This window comes from Gardnerella sp. DNF01204 (assembly GCF_049244145.1).
Taxonomy (GTDB): Bacteria; Actinomycetota; Actinomycetes; order Actinomycetales; family Bifidobacteriaceae; genus Bifidobacterium; species Bifidobacterium vaginale.
This window is the reverse complement of record NZ_CP058379.1, coordinates 608,512-620,374: the sequence shown is the minus strand read 5'-3', so window position 1 is coordinate 620,374 and position 11,863 is coordinate 608,512. Positions and strand designations below refer to the sequence as shown.

Below are 11,863 nucleotides of genomic sequence, written 5' to 3'. Positions count from 1 at the left end.
AAATAACGCAATGTGGTTAAAGGCTATAAAATCCTAGAAAATACTAGAAAAATACTCATTTTGTAATGTCTAAGGCATGTGGATAACTCTTAATATGAGTTTAGATTCGCAAAAGTCATGTATAGAGACGCGTATAAGCGAATTAATTTATGACCAATTTAATTCTTTAGCTTGTAAAAACCTTATTTCTAGTTGTGATAAAACACTTAAAGATGTAGTGAAACAAGCAATTTCTTCTAGTGAAGGCGGCAAAAGACTCAGAGCTTACTTAGCTTTAGAAGCTTTCGATGCAGTACGCGGTAACTGCTCTAAAGACACTGCATATTGCGCAATGCTAGATGTTGCATGTGCTTTAGAAGTCTTTCAAACTGCAGCACTTGTACATGACGATATAATCGACGAATCTGCTTTAAGACGAGGAAGACCAAGCGCATATTGCGCATTGAGCAAAGCATGCAATAGCAAGCATATCGGCATTGGACTTGGATTAATGCTTGGAGATATTTTAGCAACTCAAAGCTTTGACATAACTAGAAAAGCATGTACTAATTTGCGCAATCCTCAAGAAGTTTTAGGCGAGTTTGCAAATATGCAAAGAAATGTTGGTATTGGTCAAGTTTTAGATCTTTCCATAGAAATGATGAGCCTTAAAAATCCAAAGAAACTAGCAGAATCCTCAATAAATGTTTTTCGTTGGAAAACTGCAAGTTACACAACTATAGCTCCACTTGCGCTCGGATTTTTATCTGCTGGACTTAATAAAAATTACGCTATTAAGTTGGCGAATGATATTGGTGAACCATTGGGAATTGCTTTTCAGATTGCAGATGATCTTATTGATATTGTTTCAGATTCTGCTCACACTGGAAAGCCTATTGGAGGCGATATTCGAGAAGGTAAACGCACTGTCCTTTTGGCTGATGCTCTAGATCTTTCTTCAAGCGAAGACCGTCTATTTTTGATAGATGCTTATAACTCTAATAATCGCAATGAAGATGATGTTAATAGGATTATTAACATTTTCAATCAGAGTGGTGCTATAAGTAAGTCTAAAAAGCGCATTCACAATCTTTGGGTTGAATCGCAAGAAAAAATAGATAACAGTACATTATCTGAATTTGGAAAATCCATATTGAACGAGGTTTCTAGCAAATTCATTCCTAGAGAATGGCAGTAAAATCACTGATATACTAAATATTTAGTGGATACTGTATTGCCTGTACACTTTTAGGTAGTTGGTTTAATACGCGTATAAGGGATTTACTACATGAGTGAAGTTCAAGCGCAACCAGGAATGTGTATTGAGAATCGCTATCGCATAATGCGGAAGATAGCAGAAGGCGGCATGGCTACCGTTTATCAAGCGCAAGATGAGCGTCTTAATCGCCCAGTTGCGCTTAAAATCATGCATACTCAACTAGCTCAAGGAATACATAGAGAGCAATTTATTGCAAGATTTAGGCGTGAAGCTACATCTGCCGCTGCAATAGCGAATCCTCATATTGTTCAGGTTTACGATACTGGCGAATTTGAAGGGCTTGACTACTTGGTGATGGAATATGTTCATGGAGTAAATCTTAGATACGAAATGAACAAATATGGCACATTTAGCCTAAAAGACACTCTTCGAGTTCTCGCGGAAACTTTAGATGGTCTTGCATCCGCACACCTTGCTGGTGTTGTACACAGAGATATTAAACCAGAAAATATTCTTATTAACGACCGCGGTCACGTGCAAATAACTGATTTTGGTCTTGCTCGTGCTATATCGCAAGCTACACTTTCTTCTACTGGTCTTCTTCTTGGAACCGCCGCATACCTAGCTCCAGAAATGATTGAAAAGAATCTTGCCACTCCTCAAGGAGACTTATACTCCGCTGGAATGATGGCTTGGGAAATGCTTGCTGGGCGTGTTCCCTTTAGCGCAGATAATCCTGTTACGCTTGTTTTTAAGCATGTTCATGAAGACACTCCATCTATAAAAACAATTTGTAGCGATATCAACTCTTCTATAGCTGATTTTCTTGCATCTATTACTGCTCGAGAAATGGAAAAAAGACCGAGTGACGCTTCTAAAGCACTTAGTATGCTTAGACAAATTTGCGCTAATATGCCTAAAGAAGATTGGCAATATAAGTTTAATCCAAATTATGATAATGAAGATCAACTTTTAAATACGACTTTAGACGCAATCAAAACTGAAAATAGAATGTCTGATTCAGATAAATTCGATAAAAGAAATTACTCTAACATACCTCTTCCTCCTAATGCGAACGATGCGAATAATGCTGATAAAGTTAATAAAGAGAATGTAAATCAGAGTAGTTCTAATCCTAACAATATTGGAAATGAGGTATTGTCTAAAACTAAAGACATTGATAAAACAACTGATATTGACAAAACAGCTGATATTGATGCAACTATGACAATAGTTCAAAAAAACAGTAACAGTGATTTTAACTATTCCAATAGTCAAAATTCTTCAAACAGTGTGAATCAACTTGAAGATTTTAATGATAGCAATATGCTAACTATTGCTATGCGTGCGCCTCAATTTAATAAGAATGATTTAAGCACTGACGGTAAAAGTCAAAACTCTAATCATAAAAAATTACACAATAAAGTTGTTATTATAGCTGTTAGCAGCGCGGCAGTTATTGCAGCAGCAATCGCATTTGGTTCTTACTGGTATTATCTAGGACCTGGAAGCTACTGGTCTTTGCCGAAACCAAATACGCAGTCATGCAAAACACAAGAAGCTTGCAAAATCACAAATATTCCATGGTTTGATTACGAGCAAACTCTTAAAATATCCAATATTCCTTATTCTGTTCAAAAAGAATTTAGCGATAATATACCTTCTGGAAACATTATTTCCACTAATCCTGATTTCAGTGGCGGTCATGTATCTAAACACGGAAATAATAAAGTTCATGTTATTGTGTCAAAAGGAATACGACAATCTACAATTCCTGAAGATATTATCGATCCAACATCAACAACTGGTAAGAATCCTATAAAAGCTTTACGCAAAGCTGGTTTTACTTCTATTAATCACAAAGAAAGCAACGACGTTTATTCATTAGATGTTCCTAAAGGCTGTGTTGTAGAAATTTCTCCAACACCAGGAATGCAAATGAATCACAATAAGAACATTACTGTTGTATTATCTAAAGGTCCTATGCCTGTTTCTATGCCAGATGTTGTTAACCGAACAAAAGAAGATGCGGATAAAGCATTTAACGACGCAAAACTTGTTCCAACATACAGTGAAGAGTTCAATGATACCGTTGAAAAAGGCAAAATTATTAGCACATCTGTAGAAAAAGGAGCGCAACTTCATTGGGGAGATAAACTCAATGTCGTTGTTTCTAAAGGTCCAAGAACTGTTACTATGCCAGATGTTCGCAATAAAAATGCTAACGACGCTCGAAAAGCTCTTGAAGCCCTAGGACTAAAAGTAAATGTTTCCGCTCCGCTTGGAGACTTTATGCACACGGTAAGATTCCAGTCTGTAGCTCCTGGTACACAAGTTCGTGTTCTTGATGAAAGAGGAAACCCAACAGTTGTTACATTAACCGTTATTTGATTTATACAAATAACGTAGGTAATGCTACACACACATTGTATAAAATGTTGTATGAAATGTTGTGAGTTATGTTGTAGGTTGTTTGAATCAAAATATTTTTACTCAAATAATCTACAACAAACAATTTACCAGCTTATTTCGCTGATTCTGTCATAATACGCTTTTTAACGGTTTGAGCATATTCGTCAACATATTCTTGACCGCTCATTTTTTGAATTGTCTTGGTTACTCTATCGGTAAGCTCACGAAGAATATCGTGCGTAATATCTTCTGGATTCATTTTTTCAACTTCAATAGGCTCGCCATAAATAGCCTTTGTATAGCCCTTTGCAGGCATAACCTGACCATGCCTTTGTAATTCCCTAGTACCAATAATCGCAACTGGAATAATCGGGCATCCTGTTTCTAAAGCTAAGCGAGCTGCACCAGTATGTCCCTTATATAATCTTCCATCAGGACTTCTAGTTCCTTCAATATGAATTCCAAAAAGCTGTCCATTTTCTAATATCGCACGAGCATGATTCAATGCCCCAAGAGATTTAGAACCTCCAGAACGATCCACTGGGAATACGCCAACGGACGTAAACCACCATTTTTTAAAGCGACCCTTTAATCCTTTGCCTTCGAAATACTCGGCTTTACCCATAAAATGAATCATCCTAGGGCATGTGAGAGGCAAAAGTGCATCGTCAATCACGGCAAGATGATTTGCGGCAATAATAGCCCCACCTTTTTTAGGAATGTTGTTAACGCCTTGAGCAGTAGGATTAATCCGTAAACGCGCAATAAATCCAAACCCCTTTACAAAGAACCAATACAACATTCTAAAAACCCCTTCTAGCAAGAGTTACTAAAAGCGAATCATTACGCAATCAAGCAGACTTGCTACAGTATAATTTATGACTTCTTCTAAGAATACCAACTCCCCTCACCCTGAGGACAAAAACTCAAACAACAATAATGACGATTCTTTTGGCGATAATTCTTTTAATGAGAATTGGTCTGATTTTATTAGAGATCATGCAGAAGATTTTAAAGAAATAGAGAAATCTAAAAGTGCGAAAATCTTTAAAAAACGTATTAGTCAGGCGACAAAACCACTTACTAAAATAGCGTCATACAATAATGCTGGTCCAAGAGATAACGTTAAGACCAGTTGGTTAGATGTTGATGAAACAATGGATTCTTACGGAGACGATTTTGTTCCACCAAACCCACATTTTAAGAATATTTCTATTACCCTCATAGTTTTATGGACTATTCTTATTCTGGGTATTTTGGGCGTAATTCTTAGCGTCTTAGTGCCATATTTCGCAGCATACTCAGGTACTATAAGCGCTTTTCTGTTTCTTGTTGGATCTGCAGGCTTACTTATGAGTAGAAAGAAAAATTATACTTCTAGTGAAGATTACAACGACTACGGAAAAGGCGCACGAGTTTAAGTGCATTTATACAAAAGAATGAGGCTGATGTTAAAGCACCAGCCTCATTTTTTAAAGATTACAACTTAAAATTTAATCTTCGTTTAAACTAAAATTATTTTAATCCTCATTCTGACCATGGCATAACTTGTACTTTCTGCCAGAGCCACATGGGCACTCATCATTCTTGTTCGTTCCTGGGAAGGTACGACCATCAGCCCAAGGAGTCTTCCATTCTTCAACCTTTGGACGCTTACTCAATGGCACTTCACCATCAGCATGGCTCATAGGAGCAGGACCAACGATTCCAGAATGCTCATCTTCTTCTTGTTCTGCTTGCTGAATATCGGCATCAACATAAGAATCATCTTGGTTTTCAGTTTCCGCAACAATCTGCTCGAGATTCATACGGAATAGAAGCTGAATAGACTCTTCCTTAATTGCCTCAATCATTGAGTTATACATCTGGAATCCTTCGCGCTGATATTCAACCAGAGGGTCACGCTGACCCATACCGCGCAAACCAATACCATCCTTCAAATAATCCATCTCATAAAGATGTTCACGCCACTTTCGATCAAGAACAGCAAGAACAACTCTACGCTCAAACTGGCGCAAGTTATCAGAACCCATTCTTTCTTCAAACACAGCGTAAATAGTAGTAACGCCATCTACTATAGTGTCTCGCAAAGCTTCAACAGCTTTTTCTCCCTTAAGAGACTCAATTTGCAGGCGAAGCTGATCCCAATCCAAAATAATTGGCATAACAGCATTAACAGCGTCTTTAAGACCTTCCCAATCCCAGTTCTTTGGCTTATCAGAACCGTTCATAGCTCCGCGAACATAGCTATCGGCAGTATCTTTAATAAACTTCAAGATATCTTCATGAATATCTTCACCTTTAAGAACAATCTGACGTTCTGAATAAATAACAGTACGCTGCTTATTCATAACATCATCGTACTTCAAAACGTTCTTACGCATTTCAAAGTTACGCGCCTCAACAGTCTTTTGAGCCGTGCGCACGCCATTAGAAACATACTTAGATTCGATTGGCTCACCTTCTGGCAAGCCCTTAGCCATAACACGCGCAACAAGCTGAGTGTTGAACAAACGCATTAAGTCATCTTCCAAGCTTAAGTAGAAGCGCGATTCGCCAGGATCACCCTGACGGCCAGAACGACCTCTAAGCTGATTATCAATACGACGAGATTCGTGGCGCTCAGTGCCTAAAACATATAAGCCACCAAGCTTCTTAACTTCTTCGTGCTCGTCTTTAACTTGTTCCTTAACTTCTGCCAAAACACCTGGCCAACGCTTCTCGTACTCCTCTGGAGTATCGTCTGGAGAATAGCCTTCTGCTTTAAGCTTTGCATCTGCCAAAAACTCAACGTTTCCGCCAAGCATAATATCTGTACCACGACCTGCCATGTTTGTAGCAACAGTCACAGCACCCTTACGACCTGCAACAGCAACAACAGCTGCTTCCTTAGCGTTTTGCTTAGCATTCAACACTTGATGAGGAATACGAGCAACATCCAAAAGCGAAGAAACGATTTCGGAAGATTCAACCGATGCAGTACCAAGCAAAACAGGCTGACCCTTTGCATGACGCTGAGCTACGTCTCGAACAATCGCAGCAAGCTTTTCCTTCTTAGTGCGGAAGATCAAATCATCCTTATCCATACGAATAACTGGACGGTTAGAAGGAATTGGAAGAACGCCAAGCTTGTATGTTCCCATAAACTCGGCAGCTTCCGTTTCTGCAGTACCAGTCATGCCAGCAAGCTTGTCGTACATGCGGAAGTAATTTTGCAAAGTAATAGTTGCAAAAGTCTGATTTTCTGCTTTTACTTCAACATTCTCTTTAGCTTCAATCGCCTGATGCAAGCCTTCGCTATAACGACGACCTGGAAGAACACGGCCAGTGTGCTCGTCAACAATCAAAACTTCGCCATTAGTAACAACATAATCGCGATCAAGAAGGAACAATTCCTTAGCTTTCAAAGCATTGTTCAAGTAGCCAATCAAAGCAGTGTTGCTTGGCTCGTAAAGATTATCAATACCTAAATAATCTTCAATCTTTGCAATGCCTGGATCCAAAATACCAGCAGTCTTGCGCTTCTCATCAATTTTGTAATCAACATCGCGATCAAGCTTTAGAACAAGCTTTGCAAACTCGCGATACCAACGCGTAACATCACCTTCGGCAGGTCCCGAGATAATAAGTGGCGTACGAGCCTCATCAATAAGAATGGAATCAACCTCATCGACGATTGCATAGTGATGACCACGCTGAACAAGATCGCCCTTTTCCCAAGCCATGTTGTCTCGCAAATAGTCGAAACCAAACTCGTTGTTTGTGCCGTAAGTAATATCTGCGTTGTATTGCTTCCTGCGCTCTGGAGGCTGCTGATCTGTAATAATGCATCCAACGCTCATGCCAAGGAACCTGTAAATACGACCCATAAGCTCACTTTGATAGCTAGCAAGATAGTCGTTAACAGTAACAACATGAACGCCCTTACCTTCCAAAGCGTTCAAATAGCTAGGCAGTGTTGCAACAAGTGTTTTACCTTCACCAGTCTTCATTTCTGCAATATTGCCCCAATGCAATGCTGCACCACCCATGAGCTGAACGTCAAAATGACGCTGACCAAGAGTACGCCTTGAAACCTCTCTTACTGTAGCAAATGCTTCTGGCATTAAATCATCAAGTTTTGCACCATTGTCTAACTTCTGCTTGAATTTTGCCGTTTGCCCTTTAAGCTCTTCATCGGAAAGCGCAGAAATCTCATCTTCTAGCGCATTCACAGCCTTTGCAACATTCTCAAGGCGCTTCAATTGACGGCCTTCACCCATGCGCAAGGCTTTATCGACGATATCTACCACGTTTAGCTCCCTTAGGTCGTGTCTATTATTCGGCTAGCCAATATAGACGTAAACTGTGCCTATATTACGCGACGGCTGCGATTTTTATAAGATAGCGAGTCTGACACTACGCATAAAATGCCCGCCTAGACTTTTACTAGACGGGCATTGACTCATATGAGTTAATTTCTATTTAATAATGTTTTACCCTTATTTGCTTTATTACTTCTTTATTACTTCTTTTTAGAAACGTTTTCTGGAGTATCAATTTCAAACACACCATAACTCCATCCATGCCTACGATACACAACCGAAGGTCTCATTGTTTCCTTATTTACGAACAGGAAGAAATCATGACCAATAAGTTCCATTTCATACAACGCTTCGTCAATGCTCATTGGCTCAGCAATATGAAGCTTGCGACGAATCACAATAGGAGTATCTCCAACACTCACCTCTACTGATTCACCAGGACCCAAGTCGGAAGCAACCGCAGCATCTGCACTATTCGTTCCATCTTCTTGTGCAACTTCTTCAACAGTTGTTTCAACTTCTGGCTCTACAACACCCAAATCAACTGGAACCATTTGCTCATATCCACGACGATGGTCCTTACGACGATCGCGAGTTCTGCGCAAACGAAGCGTCAACTTATCAAGAGCCATATCCAATGCACTGTATTGGTCTGTGCTAGATGCTTCTGCGCGAATAACCGTACTTCCTGCAACTACAGTAATTTCAACTCTTTTTGCAGTATCTGCCTGCCTTGGATTGCCCTCAGTGTTAAGCACAATCTGAATGCGCTGCGCATCTGGAGCAATGGCGGTCACACGATTCATCTTGCTTTCCACAACGTCACGGAATCTTTGCTTAATCTGCGTATGACGTCCGGTGATGACGATTTCCATGCGAACCTCCTTAAGTAATCCGATATAAATCGGTTTGTGTACACGTCAACGGCACCAGCGCCGCTGATACATCCATTATATCCGCTAAAAGCCGCCATTTTCTAGCGAGTCGCAAAATATGCGCAAAATTAAAACGTCTGTTATAATTGGGAAGGTTGAGGTTTCACGATGACCGCGGCTGCAATGTTCATTCGGAGCAGCTGAGGAACTTCCGGGCTCCGTAGAGCACAATGGCGGATAACGTCCGCCCAGGGCAACCTGAGAGATAGCGCAACAGAGAATAGACCGCCTAAACTTTTGTTTAGGTAAGGGTGAAACGGCGGTGTAAGAGACCACCGGGCTTCTGGTAACAGTTAGCCGCATGGCAAGCCTCATTGGGAGCAAGGTCAAGTAGAAGGTGTTTAAGGGCTGCTCGCCTAAGTCTTCGGGTAGACTGCTAGAGTTTGGCGGTAACGTCAAATCGAGATGGATGGTCATCCGTGTGCATTTTGCACGCGACAAAACCCGGGGTATGTGAAACCTCAACTTAATTTTGATTTTCACTTAGTTTTTTGCATAACACTTTTGGAGCGAAATCAAAATCACAAAAAACTGTGCAACAATTATTAAATTCTGGATTTAAATCACTATTATCTAAATCCGCTACACCACAAGTTTTCATTCCAGCCAAACGAGCCGACTTTAAAGCTATAGCTGAATCCTCAAAAACAGTGCAATACTCTGGTTTTACACCTATTCTATTGGACAAATCTAAATAAGTTTGAGGACTATTTTTCCCATCTGATTGTAAATCTTCACCAAAAATCATCAAATCAAAATATTGCCATAATTCTGTTCGCTTTAAAGATGCTTCGCATAAAGATTTAGAAAGAGTAGTCATAAGAACTAATTTTGCACCTGTTTTATGCAAATAATCAACGTAATTTTTAGCGCCTTTTCTAAGAAGCAGTTGATTAGAATAAGCTTCATTAGCCATATCATTCCATTCCTGCATTAAATCTTCGGGAGAATCCGTAAAACCAAAACGTGCGATAACATAATCAGCCACTTCTCGAGGAGCCATTGTTGCAGTGGAATCAGCAAAATCAGCGGGCACTTTAATACCGCGTTTAGCAAAACTCTTTTCGTCTATATCATCCCAAACATGTAAGGAGTCAAGCAAAGTACCATCAAAATCAAAAATTGCTGCACAATTTGAATTATCAACTAACACATTTTCGCTCATATTATTAATCCTGATATTAATCCTGTTTTATAAAAATTACTTTGAATTAGATTCAGATTTTAGATTAGATTTTGCTTGTTTTTAACAATTCTCTAGCATGCTCTAAAGAAGCTTGCGACTGACTTCCAGAAAGCATTCTAGCTATTTCCTGCTCACGCTGTGAATCATCCAACTTAGTAACAGTAGTATCTACGACTAATGAAGAGTCAAAATCATTAGAAGAATCGCCAGAAACCGATGAATCACTAAAACTTTTTCTAACCACAAATTGAACATCAGCAAAAGAAGCAACTTGAGCCAAATGCGTTACAACAATCACCTGAGAACTTTTAGCAAGTTGAGCTAAGCGTTTGCCTAATTCCACTGCTGCAACTCCTCCAACTCCCGCATCAACCTCGTCGAAAATAAAAGTCATAGAATGAGAGTCGCTGTTATTGAATTTTGCCGCAACCAACTCCATAGCTAACATAAGTCTACTTAACTCTCCACCTGAAGCACTGCCACCCATTGGCAAATAATCAGACGACGGGAAAGGCTTAAAAAGAAACTCAACATTGTCTAAACCATGAGAATCTAAGTCAACTACTCCAGTTTCATCTACTTTACGCCTATTAACTTTGATTAAAAGCTGAGCATCTTGCATAGCCAAAGATTCAAGCTCTTTACTAACTTCAAAACTAAACTTTTCTGCTGCACTTTTGCGCAAATCATAAAGTTTATCTGCTAAATTTTTGGCATTAGAATAATACTTATCACAAGCTTTTTTAGCGCGATCAATAGCCTCAGGTGAATCATCCAAATCTTCAAGCTCAAATTGCGCCTTTTTAGCCCACTCTAAAACATCATCGATCTGTGGACCCCATCTGCGTGTTAAATCGCTTAAATCGTGAATACGATTGTTAATAGCGTCTAAATCTTCCTGACTCTCATCAACATCTAATTGCTGAGCGAGCTGCATAACAATGTCGGAAATTTGGGAAGAAATATCGTCAAGTTGATTTGCAATCGCGCTATAATCTCCATCAACTCGAATCGAGCGAATTGCCTTAGATGCATTGTCAACCAAATGTAATGCGTCAACGGAATCTATTGCGCCGTAGTCAATTTGACTTGCGTCTAACGAAGAAATTGCTTCGCTAATAGCTCCAACGATTTGAGCAGCGTTTTCTATGCGGTCTCTTTTAGCTTTAAGCTCTTCATCTTCATTCCGTTTTGGATCGATTTGGCGAATTTTTTCTAGCGATTCTCGCAAATAATCTGCACGCTGCCTAGAAGAAGATTCTTGATTTATAAGCCTGTTATAAGATTCAACAGCATCCTGCCATTCTTTAAATGCCACAGAATATTCTTGTAATTCTTTTGAATCACAAGAAATTGAGTCCAAGAACTCACGCTGTTTTGCACTTGTTGCTATACGCAACTGATCACTTTGCCCATGAATTGTTATTGTTTGCGAACAAATTTTATCCAGCAAAGTCTTAGGAACAGAACAACCAGATACTACAGCCCTAGACCTACCAGATTTTGGAACAGTACGAGATACATAAACATCTATTTTAGAATCATCGCCTTCAGATTCTTCAACATCTATCCCAGATTCTTGCAAAAGATTAGAAACAATTCCTGACTTTGGAACAGAAAAAACGCCTTGCGCCCATGATTCTGACGCAAAAGATGTAATTCTAGAAGAATCAGCTTTTCCTCCAGATATAAGTCTTATAGCGCTTAGAAGCATAGATTTTCCAGCCCCTGTTTCTCCAGTAATAGCAGTCATTCCATATGAGGGAGTAATAACCGCGTGAGAGATTGGTCCTAAATTACGAATTTCTAATTCTTCAAGCAAGGATGC

At 39.5% G+C, this 11,863-nt stretch carries 8 protein-coding genes and 1 other RNA gene; 4 read left to right on the top strand and 5 right to left on the bottom strand.

Translation table 11 applies throughout. The features are described from left to right. The first annotated feature begins 94 nt into the window (after positions 1–94). Together HXT46_RS02325 and HXT46_RS02320 are read left to right on the top strand one after the other, a co-directional pair. Positions 95–1,177, top strand: coding sequence for a polyprenyl synthetase family protein (locus HXT46_RS02325; protein ID WP_004112551.1), 1,083 nt, complete (start codon positions 95–97; stop codon positions 1,175–1,177). A 90-nt stretch (positions 1,178–1,267) separates the two neighbouring features. Further along, positions 1,268–3,589: a protein kinase domain-containing protein gene (locus HXT46_RS02320; RefSeq protein ID WP_421786238.1), complete on the top strand. Its 2,322-nt coding sequence runs from the start codon at positions 1,268–1,270 to the stop codon at positions 3,587–3,589. A 133-nt stretch (positions 3,590–3,722) separates the two neighbouring features. Here HXT46_RS02320 and HXT46_RS02315 read toward each other — a convergent pair whose 3' ends face one another. After that, positions 3,723–4,412 carry a lysophospholipid acyltransferase family protein gene (locus HXT46_RS02315; RefSeq protein WP_004115491.1) on the bottom strand — a complete coding sequence of 230 codons (690 nt, stop codon included), beginning with the start codon at positions 4,410–4,412 and terminating at the stop codon, positions 3,723–3,725. Between the two features lie 76 nt (positions 4,413–4,488). On the opposite strand from HXT46_RS02315, the gene HXT46_RS02310 reads away from it, so the two are divergent. Continuing rightward, positions 4,489–5,031, top strand: a complete 543-nt coding sequence (locus HXT46_RS02310) for a hypothetical protein (RefSeq protein ID WP_004112548.1) — start codon at positions 4,489–4,491, stop codon at positions 5,029–5,031. A 99-nt stretch (positions 5,032–5,130) separates the two neighbouring features. Here the strand turns inward: HXT46_RS02310 and secA are convergent, their stop codons facing one another. Both secA and hpf read right to left on the bottom strand, forming a co-directional pair. After that, complete coding sequence (gene secA, locus HXT46_RS02305; protein ID WP_004115494.1) at positions 5,131–7,902, bottom strand: preprotein translocase subunit SecA; 2,772 nt, start codon at positions 7,900–7,902, stop codon at positions 5,131–5,133. Between the two features lie 212 nt (positions 7,903–8,114). Next, a complete protein-coding gene (gene hpf / locus HXT46_RS02300; protein ID WP_004112546.1) occupies positions 8,115–8,789 on the bottom strand; it encodes a ribosome hibernation-promoting factor, HPF/YfiA family in 675 nt (224 codons plus the stop codon). 156 nt (positions 8,790–8,945) lie between these two features. On the opposite strand from hpf, the gene rnpB reads away from it, so the two are divergent. Beyond that, positions 8,946–9,317: RNase P RNA component class A (gene rnpB / locus HXT46_RS02295), an RNA gene on the top strand. Here rnpB and HXT46_RS02290 read toward each other — a convergent pair. Both HXT46_RS02290 and recN read right to left on the bottom strand, forming a co-directional pair. Beyond that, positions 9,316–10,014, bottom strand: a complete 699-nt coding sequence (locus HXT46_RS02290) for an HAD family hydrolase (protein WP_020760880.1) — start codon at positions 10,012–10,014, stop codon at positions 9,316–9,318. The genes rnpB and HXT46_RS02290 overlap by 2 nt on opposite strands. Positions 10,015–10,078: 64 nt before the next feature. Next, positions 10,079–11,857 carry a DNA repair protein RecN gene (recN, locus tag HXT46_RS02285; RefSeq protein ID WP_116692194.1) on the bottom strand — a complete coding sequence of 593 codons (1,779 nt, stop codon included), beginning with the start codon at positions 11,855–11,857 and terminating at the stop codon, positions 10,079–10,081. Positions 11,858–11,863 lie beyond the last annotated feature (6 nt).

What these genes read in the sequence shown, in the direction of transcription:
- HXT46_RS02325 (WP_004112551.1), top strand. Translation starts at nt 95, where the DNA reads ATGAGTTTAGATTCGCAAAAGTCATGTATAGAGACGCGTATAAGCGAA.
- HXT46_RS02320 (WP_421786238.1), top strand. Translation starts at nt 1,268, where the DNA reads ATGAGTGAAGTTCAAGCGCAACCAGGAATGTGTATTGAGAATCGCTAT.
- HXT46_RS02315 (WP_004115491.1), bottom strand. Translation starts at nt 4,412, where the DNA reads ATGTTGTATTGGTTCTTTGTAAAGGGGTTTGGATTTATTGCGCGTTTA.
- HXT46_RS02310 (WP_004112548.1), top strand. Translation starts at nt 4,489, where the DNA reads ATGACTTCTTCTAAGAATACCAACTCCCCTCACCCTGAGGACAAAAAC.
- hpf (WP_004112546.1), bottom strand. Translation starts at nt 8,789, where the DNA reads ATGGAAATCGTCATCACCGGACGTCATACGCAGATTAAGCAAAGATTC.
- HXT46_RS02290 (WP_020760880.1), bottom strand. Translation starts at nt 10,014, where the DNA reads ATGAGCGAAAATGTGTTAGTTGATAATTCAAATTGTGCAGCAATTTTT.